This window comes from Actinosynnema sp. CS-041913, assembly GCF_050942485.1.
In the GTDB taxonomy this organism is placed as follows: domain Bacteria; phylum Actinomycetota; class Actinomycetes; order Mycobacteriales; family Pseudonocardiaceae; genus Actinosynnema.
Window position 1 is genome coordinate 2,704,826 of the sequence record NZ_CP192037.1, and the last position, 16,035, is coordinate 2,720,860.

General features: G+C 71.0%; 17 protein-coding genes. 5 read left to right on the forward strand and 12 right to left on the reverse strand.

Annotated features, from left to right (window positions below):
• Nucleotides 1-9: 9 nt before the first annotated feature.
• Together ACQPZF_RS13040 and ACQPZF_RS13045 are read right to left on the reverse strand one after the other, a co-directional pair.
• On the reverse strand, nucleotides 10-1,053 hold the full coding sequence (locus ACQPZF_RS13040) for a hemolysin family protein (protein ID WP_433271636.1): 1,044 nt from the start codon (nucleotides 1,051-1,053) through the stop codon (nucleotides 10-12).
• On the reverse strand, nucleotides 1,050-2,357 hold the full coding sequence (locus ACQPZF_RS13045; protein ID WP_433271637.1) for a hemolysin family protein: 1,308 nt from the start codon (nucleotides 2,355-2,357) through the stop codon (nucleotides 1,050-1,052). Before ACQPZF_RS13045 ends, ACQPZF_RS13040 begins: the two co-directional genes overlap by 4 nt.
• Before the next feature lie 149 nt (nucleotides 2,358-2,506).
• On the opposite strand from ACQPZF_RS13045, the gene ACQPZF_RS13050 reads away from it, so the two are divergent.
• The gene (locus ACQPZF_RS13050) at nucleotides 2,507-2,905 is read left to right on the forward strand and encodes a MerR family transcriptional regulator (protein ID WP_433271638.1); all 399 of its coding nucleotides are present in this window, start codon (nucleotides 2,507-2,509) and stop codon (nucleotides 2,903-2,905) included.
• Here the strand turns inward: ACQPZF_RS13050 and ACQPZF_RS13055 are convergent.
• Complete coding sequence (locus ACQPZF_RS13055; RefSeq protein ID WP_433271639.1) at nucleotides 2,825-4,168, reverse strand: hemolysin family protein; 1,344 nt, start codon at nucleotides 4,166-4,168, stop codon at nucleotides 2,825-2,827. The genes ACQPZF_RS13050 and ACQPZF_RS13055 overlap by 81 nt on opposite strands.
• 154 nt (nucleotides 4,169-4,322) lie before the next feature.
• Nucleotides 4,323-4,676 (reverse strand): MmcQ/YjbR family DNA-binding protein, encoded by a 354-nt coding sequence (locus tag ACQPZF_RS13060; RefSeq protein WP_433271640.1) that lies wholly within the window; start codon nucleotides 4,674-4,676, stop codon nucleotides 4,323-4,325.
• Nucleotides 4,677-4,825: 149 nt separating this feature from the next.
• Here ACQPZF_RS13060 and ACQPZF_RS13065 point away from each other — a divergent pair, with 149 nt between their 5' ends.
• Together ACQPZF_RS13065 and ACQPZF_RS13070 are read left to right on the forward strand one after the other, a co-directional pair.
• A complete protein-coding gene (locus ACQPZF_RS13065; RefSeq protein WP_433271641.1) occupies nucleotides 4,826-5,524 on the forward strand; it encodes a hypothetical protein in 699 nt (232 codons plus the stop codon).
• A gap of 2 nt (nucleotides 5,525-5,526) precedes the next feature.
• Nucleotides 5,527-6,141, forward strand: coding sequence for a hypothetical protein (locus ACQPZF_RS13070; RefSeq protein WP_433271642.1), 615 nt, complete (start codon nucleotides 5,527-5,529; stop codon nucleotides 6,139-6,141).
• 6 nt (nucleotides 6,142-6,147) lie between these two features.
• On the opposite strand, the gene ACQPZF_RS13075 is transcribed toward ACQPZF_RS13070, so the two are convergent.
• The 7 genes from ACQPZF_RS13075 to ACQPZF_RS13105 all read right to left on the reverse strand — a co-directional run bounded on the left by ACQPZF_RS13075 (nucleotide 6,148) and on the right by ACQPZF_RS13105 (nucleotide 13,204).
• Complete coding sequence (locus tag ACQPZF_RS13075) at nucleotides 6,148-7,254, reverse strand: ABC transporter permease (protein WP_433271643.1); 1,107 nt, start codon at nucleotides 7,252-7,254, stop codon at nucleotides 6,148-6,150.
• The gene (locus tag ACQPZF_RS13080) at nucleotides 7,254-8,138 is read right to left on the reverse strand and encodes an ABC transporter ATP-binding protein (RefSeq protein ID WP_433271644.1); all 885 of its coding nucleotides are present in this window, start codon (nucleotides 8,136-8,138) and stop codon (nucleotides 7,254-7,256) included. The genes ACQPZF_RS13075 and ACQPZF_RS13080 overlap by 1 nt, the downstream gene beginning before the upstream one ends.
• Nucleotides 8,139-8,239: 101 nt before the next feature.
• Nucleotides 8,240-8,908, reverse strand: coding sequence for a response regulator (locus ACQPZF_RS13085; protein ID WP_433271645.1), 669 nt, complete (start codon nucleotides 8,906-8,908; stop codon nucleotides 8,240-8,242).
• Nucleotides 8,905-10,218, reverse strand: coding sequence for a sensor histidine kinase (locus ACQPZF_RS13090; RefSeq protein ID WP_433271646.1), 1,314 nt, complete (start codon nucleotides 10,216-10,218; stop codon nucleotides 8,905-8,907). The genes ACQPZF_RS13085 and ACQPZF_RS13090 overlap by 4 nt, the downstream gene beginning before the upstream one ends.
• Before the next feature lie 25 nt (nucleotides 10,219-10,243).
• Nucleotides 10,244-11,713, reverse strand: a complete 1,470-nt coding sequence (locus ACQPZF_RS13095; RefSeq protein WP_433274542.1) for an amidohydrolase family protein — start codon at nucleotides 11,711-11,713, stop codon at nucleotides 10,244-10,246.
• Nucleotides 11,714-11,836: 123 nt separating this feature from the next.
• Nucleotides 11,837-12,400, reverse strand: a complete 564-nt coding sequence (locus ACQPZF_RS13100) for an EF-hand domain-containing protein (RefSeq protein WP_433271647.1) — start codon at nucleotides 12,398-12,400, stop codon at nucleotides 11,837-11,839.
• A 390-nt stretch (nucleotides 12,401-12,790) separates the two neighbouring features.
• Entirely contained in the window at nucleotides 12,791-13,204 is a 414-nt protein-coding gene (locus tag ACQPZF_RS13105) for a VOC family protein (protein ID WP_433271648.1), read from the reverse strand.
• Between the two features lie 139 nt (nucleotides 13,205-13,343).
• Between ACQPZF_RS13105 and ACQPZF_RS13110 the strand changes: the two genes are divergently transcribed.
• Together ACQPZF_RS13110 and ACQPZF_RS13115 are read left to right on the forward strand one after the other, a co-directional pair.
• Entirely contained in the window at nucleotides 13,344-14,243 is a 900-nt protein-coding gene (locus ACQPZF_RS13110) for a sigma-70 family RNA polymerase sigma factor (protein WP_433271649.1), read from the forward strand.
• A 90-nt stretch (nucleotides 14,244-14,333) separates the two neighbouring features.
• Nucleotides 14,334-14,750, forward strand: coding sequence for a VOC family protein (locus ACQPZF_RS13115; RefSeq protein WP_433271650.1), 417 nt, complete (start codon nucleotides 14,334-14,336; stop codon nucleotides 14,748-14,750).
• Between the two features lie 399 nt (nucleotides 14,751-15,149).
• Here ACQPZF_RS13115 and ACQPZF_RS13120 read toward each other — a convergent pair whose 3' ends face one another.
• On the reverse strand, nucleotides 15,150-16,028 hold the full coding sequence (locus ACQPZF_RS13120; protein WP_433271651.1) for a GNAT family N-acetyltransferase: 879 nt from the start codon (nucleotides 16,026-16,028) through the stop codon (nucleotides 15,150-15,152).
• Between the last annotated feature and the right edge of the window lie 7 nt (nucleotides 16,029-16,035).

The following is a 16,035-nucleotide window of genomic DNA, read 5'->3' on the forward strand; positions in this document are numbered from 1 at the left end:
ACGTGTGGTTCACCTGGTGTGGGGTGGTTTGTCCGTCTCGTCCTCGAAGTCGCCGATCAGCTCTTCGAGGAGGTCTTCCAGGGCCGCGATGCCGACCACGCGGTCGTTCTCGGCCACGAGCGCCAGTTGGGCGCGGTCGCCGCGCATCGCGGTCACCGCCTGGGCCACCGGCATCGTGGCGGGCAGGGTCAGCGGTGTGCTCATCAGCTCGCGGGCGGTCGGCCCGCTCCCGGCGGCGGTGGCCCGCACCGCTTCCCGGATGTGCACCAGGCCCACGAACCGGCCCCGCGCGTCGGTCACCGGAAACCGGGAGCGGCCCGATTCCCGGCTGCGGCGCTCGATCTCCCGGGCGTCGGTCGTCTCCGCCACGCTCAGCGTGTGCTCGACGGGCACCATCACCTGCGACACCGTGGTGTTGCGCAGTTGCAGCATCCTGGTCAGCAGCCGGCGCTGGCCCTCGGGGATCAGGCCGTGCTCGGCGGACTGGCGCACCAGCAGGCGCAGGTCGTCCGGCCGGTGCGCCTGAGCCAGTTCGTCCTGCGGCTCGACCTTCATCAGCCGCAGCAACGCGTTCGTGACGCCGTTGAGTCCACTGAGGACCCAGCGCACGGAGTGCGCGAACGCGCGGAACGGCAGCGCGAGCAGCAGCGCGGAGCGTTCCGGGTGCGAGATCGCCCACGACTTCGGGGCCATCTCGCCGACCACCATGTGCAGGAACACCACCAGCACCAGGCTGAGCGTGAACGCGATCGCGTACGACACGCCGGCCGGCAGCCCGGTCGCCCCGAGCAGCGGGTCGACCAGGTCGGCGACCGCCGGCTTGGCCAGCGCGCCCAGCCCCAGCGTGCACAGCGTGATCCCGAGCTGGGCGCCCGCGAGCATCAACGACAGCTCACGGACACCGGCCACGGCCGCGCGGGCGGCGCGACTGGTTTCGGCGGCCTGTTCCAGGCGGTGCCGCTTGGCGGCGATGAGGGCGAACTCGGCGGCGACGAAGAACGCGTTGGCGACCAACAGGACCAGCGACAGCAGCAGCGACCAGGTGGTGCTCATCGGGCGTCCTCCCGGTCGGCGGAGCCGATCACGACGCTGGCGGGCACGTTGCGCGCCACCGCCGTCACCCGCACGGAGACGCCGTCGAACTCGACCTCGTCGTCCACCTGCGCGGTGCGGCCCAGGCGGTGCAGCACCAGGCCGGACACGGTGTCGTAGCTGTCGTGCGGGGGCAGCTCGACGCCGGTGGCGTCGGCGATCTCGTCCACCCGCATCCGACCGGGCACCCGCCAGGCGCCCCCGCCCAGCGGCTCGATGGCGTCCTCGTCCAGGTCGTCCTCGTCGTGGATCTCCCCGACCAGCTCCTCGGCGAGGTCTTCCAGCGACACGACCCCGGCGAACCCGCCGAACTCGTCCACCACGCACGCGAGCTGCCGGCGCTCGGCCCGCAGCCGTTCGAGCACGGCGGGCAGCGGCAGCGTGGTGGGCACCACGAGCGCCGGCACGGCGATGTCGCCGATGGGCGTCGTGGCGCGGTGTTCCGGCGCCACCGTCAGCACCTCGGCCAGCCCGACCACACCGCGCAGGTCGTCCAGGTCCGCGCCGAACACCGGGAACCGGGAGTGGCCGGTGTCCAGCAGCTCCACCACGCGGGCGGCGGGTTCGTCGGCGCGCACGGTCCGCACCGCCACGCGCGGGGTCATCGCCTGCTCGGCGACCAGTTCCCGGAACCCCAGACCGCGCTCCAGCAGGCGCGACAGCTCGGGGTCCAGGTGCCCTTCGCTGCTCGCCTCGCCGATGATCTGCCGCAGGTCCTCCGGTGTCGCGCCCTGCGGCAGCTCCTCCACCGGCTCGATGCCCAGCGCGCGCAGCAGCCGGTTGGCCGCCGCGTCGAACAGCTTGATCAGCGGGCCCGCGACCTTGAGGTACCCGATCGTCGACGCGCTCAGCGCCTTGGCCAGCGCCTCCGGCCGGGCGATCGCGAAGTTCTTGGGCAGCAGCTCGCCGAGCACCATCTGCACGACCGTGGCGAACACCAGCGCCACCACCATCGACAGCGACACCGCCACGCTCGGCGACAGGCCGGTCAGTCCGAGCAGGTCGGCCAGACCGGTGCCCAGCAGCGGCTCGGCCACGTAGCCCGCGAGCAGCGCGGTGACCGTGATCCCGAATTGGGCCCCCGACAGCATGAAGGACAGCCGCTGTGTGACGCGCAGCGCGCGGTCGGCGGCCTTGTCGCCGCCCTCGGCGAGCTGGCGGAGCCGGCCCCGGTCCACCGCCATGTAGGCGAACTCCTGGGCCACGAAGTATCCCGTGGCCACGGTGAGGGCCACGATCGCGAGCAAGCCGGTGAAGATCAACACAGCGGGCTCGCCACGTGCGGTGGATCCATGATCAGCCGGGTCGAGCCCGGCCTACTACTACAGCCGTCCGTATCGGCGCTGTCAGGCATACTTCACACTAGCACGTGGCACTGTACGGTTAGCGGTGCGTACACGGAGGTGAGTCCAGGGTGACCGACGTCCTGCTCAAGATCGGCGAACTCGCCGCCCGCGCCCAGGTCAGCCCGCGCACCGTCGACTACTACACCAGCCTCGGCCTGCTCAGCCCCGCGAAGCGCACGGCGGGCAACTACCGCCTCTACCACCCGGCCGACATCGAGCGCATCCACCTCGTGCAGCGCTTAGAGGTGCAGGGGGTGCCCCTGGAGGAGATAGCCACCGCGCTGCGCAGCCCGCACGTCGACGTCGGCGCGATCCTGGACCGCATCGACGAGGACCTGCGCACGCTCCAGACCGCGGCGGAGGCGGCCTCACCCGAGGTCCACGGCCTACTGGCCGCCGTCGCCACCCGCGTCCACTCCCTGATCACCGTCGCGCTCCAGATCCCGCCCGACCTGCCCATGCCGTGACGAGCGCCGCAGCCGGACCTCGGTGATGGCGTGGTGGTCCACGCGGAGCACCTCGATCGTCCAGCCCGACACGGTGACCCACTCGCCCGGCCGCTCCGGCACGTGGCCCAGGGCGACCAGCAGGAGGCCGGCGATGGTGGCGTAGTCCCCGTCGGGCGCGTCGGGCAGTTCCACGCCCACGTCGACCAGGTCGTGCATCGGGAACGTGCCGGGCAGCACCATCGAGCCGTCGTCGGCGTTGTGCACGGCCATGACGTCGCGGTCGGTCTCGTCCATGATCTCGCCGACGATCTCCTCCAGCAGGTCCTCCAGCGTGACCATGCCCGCCACCGCGCCGTGCTCGTCCACCACCAGCGCCATCTGCTCGTGCTCGGCCTTGAACCGGCGCAACGCGTCCGACACGCGCACCGAGTCCGGGAACACCAGCGCGGACCGTGCGACGTCCGCCACGGTGGCGTCGTCGCGCAGCAGGTCACGCAGGTGCACCACGCCGACCAGCTCGTCCAGGTGCCCGCCGCGCGCCACGGGAGCCCTGGAGTGCCCGGAGGCGGCCAACTCCGCACGCGCCGACGGCACGTCCGACTCCGCCGCCAACGTGACCACCGCGAGGCGCGGCACCAGCACCTCGCGCAGGCGGCGCTCGTGGATCTCCAGCGCGCCGGTGATGATCATGCGCTGCTCGGGGTTGAGCCCGCGCTGCACCGCGACCAGCTCCCGCAACTCCTCCGGCGAGAGCTGCTCGGAATCCGCCTCCGGCTTGCCGCCGAACAGCCGCACCACCACGTTCGTCGACGCGCTCAGCGCCCACACCGCCGGCCGGGAGATCGCCGAAAGCAGGTCCAGCGGGCGCGCCACCAGCAACGCCCAGCGCAGCGCGTACTGCATGGCCAGCCGCTTGGGCGCCAACTCGCCGAACACCAGCGTGACGAACGTCAGCACGACCGTCACCAGCGCGACGGCCACCGCGTTCGCAGCGCCGCCGAGGAACTCCAGCAGCGGCACCAGCGGCTCGGCCAGCGACACCGCCGCCGTCGCGGAGGCCAGGAACCCGGCCAGGGTGATGCCGATCTGGATCGTCGCCAGGAACCGGTTCGGGTCACGCGCCAGCCGGACCAGCTTGCGCGCGGCGGCCCCTCCGTCCCGCTCCAACGCCCGTAGCTGACCCTCGCGCAGCGAGATCAGCGCCATCTCGCTACCCGCGAACAACGCGTTGAGCAGCACCAGCACCGCAACCAGCGCGATGGTGAATCCGTAGCCGTCCACACCCACCCCGCATCCCCGACCGAGTGAGGGAAACGCTACTGCCGGACCACGTCCGCCACAGCCGGAGGACAGTGGAGAGCGCCTCCGTCATGCGCCGACCGGCGAGAACGCCGTCCGCGTCCACCGGCGTCCCGATCGGAGCGCGTTCGCGGTGCTAGCGGCGGGTGGCCGGGTCGGGGGCCGTGGAGACCAGGTCGTCGGGGGCGGACAGCCGCCAGGCCTCGAAGACCAGTTCGGACAGCTCGTCGGCCTCGATGCCCGCCAGGTGGACGACGACCCAGCCGAAACCGCCGGCCGTGAACTGCTCCTCGAAGACGTCCGGCCGCTCGGACACCAGCGCCCGCTGCTCGGAGAGCGTCTGCTTCAGGCCGACGGTCTGCGTGCGCGGCCAGTAGTACCCGAACCGCTTGCCCCGCACGCTGAACGAGCTGTAGTCGCTGCCCTCCGAGCGCGCCACGTCCGCGAGCCCGCCGAGCACCCGGAAGAACTCATCACTGCCCACCGCCACCGCACGCCCCCACGAAGTCCAAGAGCTCGAAGTATAGGTCGTGGGCGGCCGGTTCACTTCCTGTTCAACCGCGCGGGGCGAATGGCGCTGGTTGTGGCAATCCGGTTGCGGTACAACGGCTTGGACAGTCCCGCTCGGGAGGTGGTCCCGTGTTCAGTTGGAGCGCCGGTGTGCAGGTGGCCGTGGTCGCCGCGGTCCTCGTCGGACTCGCGCTGGCGGGCCGGGGCATCCGGGCGTCGGCCGACGGGGCCTACCGGCGGCACGTCGCCGGGTGGGCGCGGGAGCGGGGGTGGGGGTTCCGGGTCGGGGCCGATGACCTGCCGTGGCGGTACCGGTTGCCGCACGGGGCCAACCAGGGCGTCCGGTTCCGGGTCGACGGTGTGACCGGGGACCGGCGGTTCACGCTCGCGCACGTCAGCCACAAATGGGGTGAGGACGTGGTCGGGCCGGCCCAGTCGCCCGTCGCCAAGCGGGTGGACCTGACCGTGGTGGTGCTGCACCTGCGGAACGACTACCCGGCCGTCGAAGTCGAGGAGCGGAGGGGCGGGGCCGGGGGTTACGGCGTGGTCGGGCATCCCCGGTTCGACGAGCTGTTCGCGGTGTACACCGACGTGCCCGGCGGGCCGGCGGCGGCGGTGCCGGCCGCGGTGGCCGAGGCCCAGGTCCGGGGCGAGGTCCCGGAGTGGGCGCTGCGCGGGCGGGAACTCGTGTGCCGGGAGACCGGGGGCGCGCCGGCTCGGATCCGAAACGCGAAGGTGGCCCAAGCGGTGGGTTCGCTGCCGGGGCACACGCTCGAAGAGCAGGTCGCCCGCGCCGTTCGGATCGCCGACCTGTTGGGTGTGCGGTAGCCGTGGACATCGGTGACTGGGCGGCGGTGTGGGCCGTCGGGTTCGGCGGGCTGACCGTGCTGTCGTACTTCCTGTCCCGCGGGCGGTCGAAGGACCACCTGCGGGCCGCCGCGGACTGGGCGCGGGCGCGGGGGTTCGGTTTCCGGGAAGGGGCCGGGAACCGCGGCTGGGTGTACGAGTTGCGGCGGGGCGCCAACGCCGGGGTCCGGTTCCAAGCGGACGGGGTCGTCGGGGGCTACCCGTTCACGCTCGCCTATGTGGACCACTCGTACGGCGACGCGGACTCCGGTGGTCGGGTCGAGCTGACCGTGGTCGTGCTCCACCTCCGGAACGCTTATGCCGCAACGGAAGTGGAGCAGCGACGGGGGCGTCGGAAGGACGCGGTCGGGCACGCCGGGTTCGACCGGCGGTTCCGGGTGCGCACCGAGGTGGCCGCCGGCCCGGGTGTCGTGGTGTCCCCGGCGCTCGCTGACGCGATGGTCGCCGGGGACCTGCCGACGTGGTCCGTCCGAGAGCGTGAGCTGGTGTGCTTCGTCGAAGGGCGGCAGGAAGCGGTGCTCTTCGACCGTGATCTGGAACGGGCCGTGCGGGTGGCCGGCCTGCTCGGCGTGCGGTGAGGAGGGCTACTCCTCCCGCGCCCAAGCCTTCGCCAGGCCGAGCTTGCCGCCGGTGTGCAGCAGGGAGCCGGAGTAGAGCCGGCTCGCCAGCAGCACGATCAGGACGACCGTGCCGGCCAGCAGGCCCAGTGCCACCAGCGCTTCCCACGCCGCCGCCTGGCCCGCGAACATCCGCACCGGCATCGCGATGGCCGACGAGAACGGCACGAACGACAGCACGGTGAGCACGGTGGCGTTGTCGGCGAAGAACGTCACGCCGAAGTACGGTCCCAGCACCAGCATGATCACCGGGCCCATGCTCGACCCCAGGTCCTCCTGACGGCTGACCAGCGCCCCGGCGACCGCCCACATCGACGCCAGCAGCACGAAACCGAGGATGAGGAACGGCACGAACCAGCCCAGCGCGGGCGCCACCAGGGTCAGCAGGTCCGAGTGCCCGCCCAGGCGCAGCGCTATCGGCGCGGCCACCGCGAGCACCAGCGCCTGGCCGACGGTGAGCAGCGCGTGGCCGGCGATCTTGCCCGCGAGCAGCGCCCGCACCGGGACCGTCGACACCAGGATCTCCACGATCCGGGTCTGCTTCTCGGTCACCGTGCTCTGCGCGATCGCCGTCCCGCCCATGCCGAACACCAGGAAGATGAAGCCGAACACCATGATCACCAGCCGCCGCTGGCCCTGCCCCACCTCGGACGGGTCGAGCAGGTCGACCGGTGGCGCGGTGCGCAGCGCGGCCAGCACGTCGGTGGGCGGGTCGGCGAGGGCGATCACGCGGACGCCGGTCACCGAGTTCCCGTCGGCCGGCACGATCGCCGCCTTCACGTCCTCCGACCGGACGAGCGCTTCGGCGGCGGGCACGTCGGCCACCGTGCGCACCTCGACATCGGCTCCCGCCAACACTTCCGCGGCCTTCGCGCCGACCGCCACGACCTTGGTCCGGTCGCCGCCCAGCACGGTCGGCAGGATCGACATCGCGAACAGCCCGATCACGATCACGCCCAAGCCGATCCAGAAACCCTTGCTGCGCAGGAAGGTCTTCATCTCGCGCTCGGCGATCAGCTTGGTGGCGGTCGCGAAACCCCGCGTCTTGCGGTCGTGGTCCGTCGCGGTGGTCATCAGATCGCCTCCATGAAGATCTCGTCGAGCGTCGGCACGACGGGGGTGAAGCTGCGGACCGGACCGCGCCGCAGGGCGGTCGCCAGGACCTCCTGGTCCGCGTCCGGCCGGCCGTCCAGTTCGAACACGGCACGGGGACCGTCCACATCGACCACCCGGACGCCCGGCACGTCCCGCACCCATCCCGCGTCGGAGGCCACGACCAGCTCGAAACGCGTTGTGCCGTACTGGGCCCGCAGCTCGTCGCGCGCGCCGCTGGCGGCGATCTTGCCGCCGGAGATGATGACCACGTCGTCGCACAGCCGCTCCACCACGGCGAGCTGGTGGCTGGAGAACAGCACCGGCACGCCGTTCGCCGCGCGTTCGCGCAGCACGCCCAGCACGGTTTCGACGGCGATCGGGTCCAGGCCCGAGAACGGCTCGTCCAGGATCAGCATCACCGGGTCGTGCACGAGGGCGGCGGCGATCTGCGCGCGCTGCTGGTTGCCCAGCGACAGCTCCTCCAGCTTGTCCTTCGCGCGGTGCCCCAGTTCGAGCTGGTCGAGCAGGCGTTCGGTGTTGCGCTTCGCGGTGGCCTGGTCCAGGCCGTGCAACTGCCCGAGCCAGCCGATCTGCTCGGCCACGCCCATCTTCGGGTACAGGCCGCGTTCCTCGGGCATGTAGCCGAACCGCTGCCGCACCGCCCCGGTGACCGGCGCGCCCTGCCAGGTGACCGTGCCGCTGTGCGCGGCGAGAACGCCCAGCACGATGCGCATGGTGGTGGTCTTGCCGGACCCGTTCGCGCCCAGGAACCCGGTCATCCGACCGGGCCGGACCTCGAAGGACACCCCGTCGAGGACCTGGTGATCGCCGAAGCTCCGGCCGATCGACGTCACTGTCAGCATGGCGGGAACGCTATGCGGCGGGCGGGCCCGGCACGTCCGGCGCGAGATCGACTCCTGGGGTCCTCCGCGCGGAGGACCCCAGGACTGGGACGCGGCGGATCCTAGGACTGGCCCGGCGCGACGATCCCGTGCTCGTAGGCGAACACGACGGCATGCGTGCGGTCGCGCAGGCCCAGCTTGGCCAGGATGCGCGACACGTGCGTCTTCACGGTCGTCTCGCCCAGGTACAGCGCGGTGGCGATCTCGGCGTTGCTCGCCCCGCGGGCGAGGTGGACCAGCACCTCGAACTCGCGGTCGGTGAGTTCCGCCGGGCGGCGGGACGGCGTCGCCGGGGCCGGCCCGGTGAACCGGGCGATGACGCGGCGGGTGACCTCGGGTGACAGCAGCGCGTCCCCGCGCGCGACGATCCGGACGGACTCGACCAGGTCTTCCGGTGAGGAGTTCTTCAGGAGGAAGCCGCTCGCGCCCGCCCGCAGGGCCTCGAACAGGTAGTCCTCGCGGTCGAACGTGGTGAGGATGACGACCTTGATCGGGTTGTCCGCCCTGGCCGGGCCGAGGATGCGCCGGGTCGCCTCCAGCCCGTCGACGCCGGGCATCTGGACGTCCATGAGCACCACGTCCGGCTGGAGGCGTTCGACCACGGCCACGGCTTCGAGCCCGTCGCGCGCCTCGCCGACCACCTCGATGTCGTCCTCGGTGCCGAGGATGACCCGGAAGCCCGCGCGGACCAGTTCCTGGTCGTCGGCGAGCACCACGCGCAGAGACGTCATGCCGGAAACCTCGCACGGACCAGGTAGCCGCCGTCACGCCGGGGTCCGGCTTCGAGTTCGCCGCCGTGCACCGCGACCCGTTCCCGCATCCCCACCAGGCCGAATCCGCCGCTCCGCGCCGGGGCTCCCGACCGACCGCGTCCGTCGTCCGCGACTTCGACCTCCAACGAGGTCTCCAGGAACCGCACCCGCACGTCGGCCTTGCGCGCGCCCGCGTGCTTCACGACGTTCGTCAGGGCTTCCTGCACGATCCGGTACACCGACAGGGCGACGCCCTCGGGCACCGGACGCGGTTCGCCGTAGACCCCGTGGTCCACGTCGAGCCCGGCCCGCCGCGCCATCGTGGCGAGTTCGGGGAGCTGGTCCAGACCGGGGGACGACCGCTCGCCCTCGGCCACGTCGAGCACGTCCTCCGAGGACTCGGCGCGCAGGACGCCCAGCAGCCCGCGCAGCTCCCCGATCGCGGTGCGCGCGGTGTCCTCGATGGTCCGCAACGCCTCCTGCGCCAGCTTCGGATCGCGGTCGAGCACCCGCCGCGCGGCGCCCGCCTGGACGCCCATGACCGACACGTGGTGCGCCACCACGTCGTGCAGGTCCCGCGCGATGCGCACCCGTTCGGCGACGATCGCGCCCCGCGTGTTCTGCTCCTGCGACCGGCGTAGCTGCTCCGCCCGGTGCACCAGCTCGGCCTGCCGGCGTGCGGAGAGCCAGGCCATGTCGCCGAAGAAGTACGCGGACAGGAAGAACAGCAGGTTGAACACGATGCCGTAGAGCACCGACGCGAGCAGCGGGTCCAGCGGACCGGCCGCGCCCTCGAACGGCGGGGTGGGCTGCAACAGGAACCGCACCAGCCCGTAGGCGAGCCAGCCGAACATGACCACGATCACGGCCACCCGACCGCGCCGCGCCACCGTCCGGTCCCGCGCCCACGCGCCGACCGTGTACATGGCGATGAACAACGCGATCGAGGGGACCATGTTGTCCCCGATCTGCCTGGCCTGCCCGGCGATGAACAGCGCGCTGACCACGAGCAGCACGGTCAGCGGGAAGCGCCGCCGCACCACCAGCGGCACGTTCACCGCGATGCTCCAGACGAGCTGTTCGGCCAGGTGCGGCGCGCCGCCGGCGGCGAACGCGCCCATGCTGTTGACCAGGATCGCCGACACCACGGCGCCGACCACGACGGCGAGCGTCAGCCACCCGTCGTGCCGCTGCTGGGCGGCCGTCGGCCTCGGCCGGCGCCACTGGCTCCACACCGGCTCTTGATCGTCCGAACGCGACCTGTCGTCGGCCGGCACGGCGGTTGTCATGCCCCAGAACGTAGCGCCTCGCCGGTCAGGCGGGTTCGCCGCGAAGGGGCCTGCCGGGGAACGCGTCCAACCGCATCCCGCCGTCGCGGACCACGAACTCGCCGCCCACGAGGAGGTGCTTCACGCCGGTCGACGGCCGGGTCGGGTCCAGGTAGGTGGCCGTGTCGGTGATCGCGCCCGGGTCCAGCACCACGATGTCCGCGTCCGCCCCCACGCCCAGGTGGCCCTTCGCCCGCGCGGCCGGGGCGATCGGGTCCAGCACCCGGGCGGGCAGGTACGCGCAGCGCCGGAAGGCTTCCAGCCAGGACCAGGCGCCGGTCTCGCGGACCATCAGGCGCAGCGCCTTCGCGAACGTGCCCGCCGTGCGGGGGTGCGTGCGGCCGTTCGGTGGCAGTGGCCACTCGCGACTCTCGTGGGTTCCGTCGCTCCACATGACGGGCATCGCGTCGCTGGCCACGATCGAGTCCGGGAACGCCAGGGACCGGTGCAGCAGGCCGGCGTCGACCGGGTCTTCCTCGTCCAGGAACGACACCACGCACAGCGCGGCGGGGTCGGTCTCCCGCAGTTGCCGCAGCCGGCCGACGTCGGCGATCCGTTCACCGGACTCGACCATCATGATGTCCTGCGGGCCGATACCCCAGGCGGGCAGGCGTTCGGGCGCGAGGAAGAACGCGCCGACACCGGTGCTGCCCGCCCCGTACGGGTAGCACTCCACGGTCACCCTCGACCCTTCCGCGCGGGTCTCGGCCAAGAGCCCGAGGACCCGGTCGACGTGCCGGCGCGACGTGCTGTTGACGTGGCAGTGGTGCATCGGCGCGCCGGTCTCGACAGCGGCCCGGACGATCTCCGCACTACCGTCGACAGGCGTCGTCGGGTCGGCTTCCACCAACTCGCGGACATGCGTGTACACCGGCGCGTTCGCCTTCGCGGACAACGAGGCCATGGCCAGGAACTCGGCCGGGTCAGTCCGGGGCGCGTAGCCCAAAAGCACCCCGATACCCAGCGCACCGGCCCCGATCTCCCGTTCCAGCACGGCCAGCCAGGCCCGTAGCTCGGCCGACGACGACGACCGCTGCCAACGCGGATCGTCCAACAACACGAGCCCGCTGAAGAAGTCGGCATCCGGCTCCACGCCCAACAACACCTGCGCACGCGCCGCGCTCCACGAGGCGGAGAAGCCGTAGTTCAGCGGACGACCTCGGGCAGCCGCCTCGGCATAGGCGCGGTCGACCGGAGCCAGACCCGATTCGAGGTCCAAGGCGGTGGTGACACCGTCCAAAGCCTGAAGCCGCTGGCCCGCGATGGAATGGACGTGGCTGTGCAGGTCGACGAAGCCAGGACCGACAACCAGACCGGTCACATCGACGACGGCACCGGACACGTCAAGGGACGGACCGACAGCAGCAACCTTCCCGTCCCGCACCAACACGTCCGAGACCCGATCGAGCCCGGCCCCCGGATCCACGACCCGGCCCCCACGCAACAACAGCGACATGCCCCAGTCCACCACGCCCACGCACGAGGGCACTTCGTCGCCACGGACGAACAAGCCGGCAGACTTCAGCGCACCCCACGATGCAGAACAACAGCAAGCAAGCTTTTCATGAAGGACGGGGGTTTACGCCGGATCGAGAGGACCGAGCAACCAACTGCCCGTGGAGTCCGGGGCGTCGTTGAAGTAGTACTCGCGGATGGCCTCCAACAGATCATGCGTGGTGATGAAGCCATCCGCGTCCTGGTCGAGCCGGCGGAACACCTGCCTGGCATCGCTCTCGGGCAGACTCATCAGCGACCCGGTCCACCGCACATGCTCATCGACGGCCAGTCTGCCGTCGCCGTCGAGGTCCGCGATCTCCATGATCACGTCGAGAAACGGTCGGTACCCCTCGTCGAAGGAAGTCGGGGTCTCCAGCAGGCCCGCGGCGAAGGCGGCCTTGTATTCGGACGGACCGATGCGGCCATCGCCATCGGTGTCGGTGACCGTGGACAGGTGCTGCCACAGTTGCAAGCACAGCTCGTCAAGCCGTTGCCGGGCCGGGGACTCCGGCCCGTGACCGAACTCCTCGCCCAGCCGAGTGGCCGCGGCGACGAAGTCCTCGCGTTCGATGAAGCCGTCGCCGTCGGTGTCATACGTCCGGAAGCGCCGTGCCAGCTTCCGATCAAGGAACGCCGAGATCTCCATCGTCTTCCCGTCCAGAGCGTCGCGGATAGGGCACGTTACAGGCAAGTCGGGCCCAGCGGCGACGACAAGAGCGCAACCCGGCATTACCTTGTCACCGAGTGTGACTCCGGCGCGGTCCGTCACTTCATCACCGAGCCCGCCAAGGGGACGTCGAGGCCGACGGCGTGCCGATCTGCCGGCCGAAGCATGATGGCGCTCATCTGCAGTGACACGGTTCTCTCCCGGTGGACGGCGTTTCCCTCATCAAAGGCTGGAGCGGCGCACAGGCCTCGTCCGGCAACGCGTGGATGGTTCGGCGTCGACACGATCCCGCGTCGACGCCGAACACCCGTCGGTACCGGCCCGGTGGAGGCCGTCTCGGTCACGCTCGCCGGCGGCGTTCCTCGGCGGCTATTCCGCGTAGGGCTGGTCGGTTCCCCGGTCGCTGTGGCCGAGGCTCCAGATGTAGCCGTCCGGGTCCGCGAAGGTGCCGCCGTACCCGCCCCACGGCAGGGCGCCGGCGGGCTTGAGGATCGTGGCGCCGGCCTTCTCGGCCTCCGCGATGATCTCGTCGACCCGCGCCGCACTGCGGACGACGTAGGTGAGGGCCAGCCCGCTGAAGCCGTTGCCTTCCGGGCTCGTGCCCAACTGGTCGGCCAGGCCGTCGCGGCCGTAGAAGCCGACGCGCGAGCCCCCGTCCGATTCGAAGAACACCGAGACGCCGTAGTCGTCCTTGACCTTCCAGCCGAGCCCTTCCACGTAGAACCGCTTGGTCCGGTCCATGTCCCGGACGCCGAGGAGGATCGAGCTGACGTGCGCTTTCATGCCTGGTTTCCTTTGTGCTCGGGGGTTGTGCGAGCCGCCTGAACCGGCAGGTGGGACATCCTGATCGGGCCCGGATGTCACATCGGCGTGGGTTCGCCGGTCAATCGGTATGACAGGTCCGGACGGAGGAATGTGACCGATGGTCGAACAGGACTGGCTCAGTGAGCGGTTCGCCGAGCACCAGGACCGCCTGCGGGCGGTGGCCTACCGGATGCTCCGCTCACCCGGCGACGCCGAGGACGCGGTGCAGGAGGCGTGGCTGCGGGTCAGCCGCGCCGACACCAGCGGGGTGGAGAACCCGGCGGGGTGGCTGACCACGGTCGTCGCCCGGGTCTGCCTGAACATGCTGGAGGCCCGCCGGGCCCGACGTGAGGAGCCGGCCGGGGCGCTGCCGCCCGAACCGGCCACGCCGCACACCGACCCGACCGGCCGGGCCGATCCCGAGGACGATGCGCTGCTGGCCGATTCGGTCGGTGTCGCGCTGATGGTGGTGCTGGACACGCTGACCCCCGCCGAGCGGCTCGCGTTCGTCCTGCACGACATCTTCGACGTGCCCTTCGGCGAGATCGGCGCCATCATCGAACGCTCCCCGGCGGCGGCCCGCCAGCTCGCCAGCCGGGCCCGCCGCCGGATGCAGGGAGCGGCCGTCGCGTCCGACGCCGCGCGATCCCGGAAACGGGAGGTCGTCGCCGCCTTCCTGGCCGCCTCCCAGAGCGGGGATTTCGCCGCCCTGCTCTCGCTGCTCGACGCGGACGCCACGCTCGTTGCCGACCCGGCGGCCGTGCGGATGGGTGCACCCGCACAAGCCGGCGGCGCCGATGCGGTGGCGGCCACCTTCGCCGGACGGGCCGAGGCCGCCCGGCCCGCCCTGGTCGACGGCGTTCCGGCCGCCGTCTGGGCGCACCGCGGCCGGCCGAAGGTCGTCTTCACGTTCGCCACCAGCGACGGGAAGATCACCGGCATCACCCTGCAGGCCGACCCGGACCGGCTCCGCGACCTCGACATCGTGTTCCTCGGCGCCGGCGACACGGAGCCGTGATGACCCGGGGCGGCACAAGAGACGATTCCGGCCGGTCCGGCCGCCGGTCGCCGACCAGCGCACGCCCCGCGAGAACGGAGCCTGACCGGCATGGACCTCACACTCTCGTACTGCACCCTCGCTGTCCACGACCTCGGCGAGGCGCTCGGCTTCTACCGTCACGTACTCGGCTTCCAGGTCCGCGATGACATCGAATTCGAGGGGATGCGATGGGTGAGCGTCAGCCCGCTGTCGCAGCCGGACCTGCAGATCGTCCTCATACCGCCCGACACGGTCCGAGGCGCCTCGCCGGCCGACCGGCAGGCGATCGAGGACCTCATGGCCAATGGACTGCTGGGCCGTCTCGTCTTCGAGACCGACAACTGCGACGCCACCTTCGAGCACATCGAGGCCACGGGCGCTGACGTGATGCAAGAACCGATCAACCAACCCCACGGCGTACGCGACTGCGCCTTCACCGATCCCTCCGGGAACATACTGCGCTTCACCCAACCCCGCCACCAATAGACCTGAGAGGTTGCTATGAATCAGGGTTTTACGCAGCAAGACGGCAGAAAGGCAACCACGGACTCAAAGCGCTCCATAAGCACGCACGTCCGGGCTCAAGCCGGGAACACCAAGCAAATGGACCACATCATCGATAGCCCTAAAATCTGCCAGGGGACGGCCGGAACGCAGCACGCCGCCCGCAACGCAACCCGCCCAGCGTGCCAAGCCGCGTCCAGTCGATACCGCTTCGAGTCCGAACGCAACTGACGCTGCTGGGCGGGTTCCTCTGCAGGCGGCGTGTTGCGCTGACAGCCGTCCCCCGGCAGGCTTTAGGGCCGGCGATAATATGGTCATTTTGCGTAGTGTTCCCAGCTTTATCCAAGACCTGCGTGCTCATGGCGTGCTTTGCGTGCGTGGTTACTCTTCTGCCGTCCTTTTGCGTAGAAAGATCTGCTTTTCGCTGCGGGTTATGAGGTAGTTGCCTTGGCGGTCGAAGCCGGTGATCGTCGAGCCTGCGTCCAGTTCGGTGGTCAGGGCGGTTCGTTGTGCTGACCGCCAGGCCTGTGCGATGCCGGGTGCCGTGCGGCGTAGGGACTCGATGTCCGTCGGGGTGGGGACTGCCACTCGGGGCGCGGTTTCGGTCACTGCCGTCGGTGCGGTTTTGGTGTGGTTGATCAGTGTGGGTCGTGGTTCGGTCTCGGTGTTCGTGGGGTCGGGTAGTGGCTCGGTCAGGGGCCAGGTGACCAGTAGGCGGTCGCTGGCGTCGCCGCTGTTGAGCGCGTCGTCCATGGGGCCGTAGAAGTCGGTGAGGTACGCCTCGGGTCTCGCGCCCAGTTTGGCCAGGTTGAAGTAGGCGTTGCGGCGTACCAACGGGTCGAAGGTCCAGGTGATGGTGGTGATGCCGGACGCCAGTGCCCAGGCGCGCTGGTGGAGTTTGAGCGCCAGGCCGATGCTGCGGCCCTGCGTTGCGGGTGACACGCCGGCGACGTGGCTGTGCAGGTGTCGGTGGTCCGGGAGGCCGTTCATGCCTACCGCGATGCCGACCAGATCGCCGTCCGTGTACGCCCCGGCGACGTAGTTGCCCGCCTTGGCCAGCGCGCGCAGGATGCCCACGGTCAGCGCGGTGTGCTCGGCGGCCGGCTGCCAGATCGACCGGTACAGCTCGTAGGCCGCGCCCAGTTCGGCGAGCGTGTCGAGGGTCCGGACTACGACGCCGGCCCGTGCGGCGGCGTCGTGTGCGTCGCGTCGTGCCCGGTCGAGTGGCGTCGAGGCGGTGTCCGGGAGGAGATCCGTCATGGCAGTC

Bases quoted from the DNA above. Each gene is read 5' to 3' on its own strand.
- ACQPZF_RS13040 (WP_433271636.1), bottom strand. From the start codon at position 1,053: ATGAGCACCACCTGGTCGCTGCTGCTGTCGCTGGTCCTGTTGGTCGCC.
- ACQPZF_RS13075 (WP_433271643.1), bottom strand. From the start codon at position 7,254: ATGACCACCGCGACGGACCACGACCGCAAGACGCGGGGTTTCGCGACC.
- ACQPZF_RS13080 (WP_433271644.1), bottom strand. From the start codon at position 8,138: ATGCTGACAGTGACGTCGATCGGCCGGAGCTTCGGCGATCACCAGGTC.
- ACQPZF_RS13085 (WP_433271645.1), bottom strand. From the start codon at position 8,908: ATGACGTCTCTGCGCGTGGTGCTCGCCGACGACCAGGAACTGGTCCGC.
- ACQPZF_RS13090 (WP_433271646.1), bottom strand. From the start codon at position 10,218: ATGACAACCGCCGTGCCGGCCGACGACAGGTCGCGTTCGGACGATCAA.
- ACQPZF_RS13095 (WP_433274542.1), bottom strand. From the start codon at position 11,713: ATGTCGCTGTTGTTGCGTGGGGGCCGGGTCGTGGATCCGGGGGCCGGG.
- ACQPZF_RS13100 (WP_433271647.1), bottom strand. From the start codon at position 12,400: ATGGAGATCTCGGCGTTCCTTGATCGGAAGCTGGCACGGCGCTTCCGG.
- ACQPZF_RS13105 (WP_433271648.1), bottom strand. From the start codon at position 13,204: ATGAAAGCGCACGTCAGCTCGATCCTCCTCGGCGTCCGGGACATGGAC.
- ACQPZF_RS13110 (WP_433271649.1), top strand. From the start codon at position 13,344: ATGGTCGAACAGGACTGGCTCAGTGAGCGGTTCGCCGAGCACCAGGAC.
- ACQPZF_RS13115 (WP_433271650.1), top strand. From the start codon at position 14,334: ATGGACCTCACACTCTCGTACTGCACCCTCGCTGTCCACGACCTCGGC.
- ACQPZF_RS13120 (WP_433271651.1), bottom strand. From the start codon at position 16,028: ATGACGGATCTCCTCCCGGACACCGCCTCGACGCCACTCGACCGGGCA.